This is a genomic window from Shewanella electrica (assembly GCF_022321485.1).
GTDB classification, from domain to species: domain Bacteria; phylum Pseudomonadota; class Gammaproteobacteria; order Enterobacterales; family Shewanellaceae; genus Shewanella; species Shewanella electrica.
This window is the reverse complement of sequence record NZ_JAKOGG010000096.1, coordinates 1-346: the sequence shown is the minus strand read 5'-3', so window position 1 is coordinate 346 and position 346 is coordinate 1. Positions and strand designations below refer to the sequence as shown.

The window sequence follows — 346 nt, the reverse complement described above, 5'->3', positions numbered from 1 at the left end:
AAAAGATCCAGGAAAAAACATCACTCTCATCGCGCTTCACACCACAATCGGGACAGGCATAAGCACAAGAGAAGACATTCCTCCTCCAAAGACAAATATTCTTACAGGGGGACCAAGCACGATAGCTCCTCTGATGATGAACATCATCGCTCAAGGCATCATCGTCATAAATATGATAGCTCCTCCTCTGATGATGAGCACCACTCTTCCAAACAACGACATAGGGATGATAACTTGTCAGACCATGAGCATAGACATTCTCACCATTCTAATAAAGATTATAGTTCATCTGATGATGAGCATAGGCATCGAAGCAGAAATGTAAGGCTTAAGAGCAGATCTCGTG

General features: G+C 43.1%; 1 protein-coding gene. It reads left to right on the top strand.

What is annotated here, in order from left to right; genetic code table 11:
• The coding region (locus L9G74_RS23945) for a hypothetical protein (protein WP_238898538.1) at window positions 1-325 on the top strand (325 nt) is incomplete at its 5' end.
• Between the last annotated feature and the right edge of the window lie 21 nt (window positions 326-346).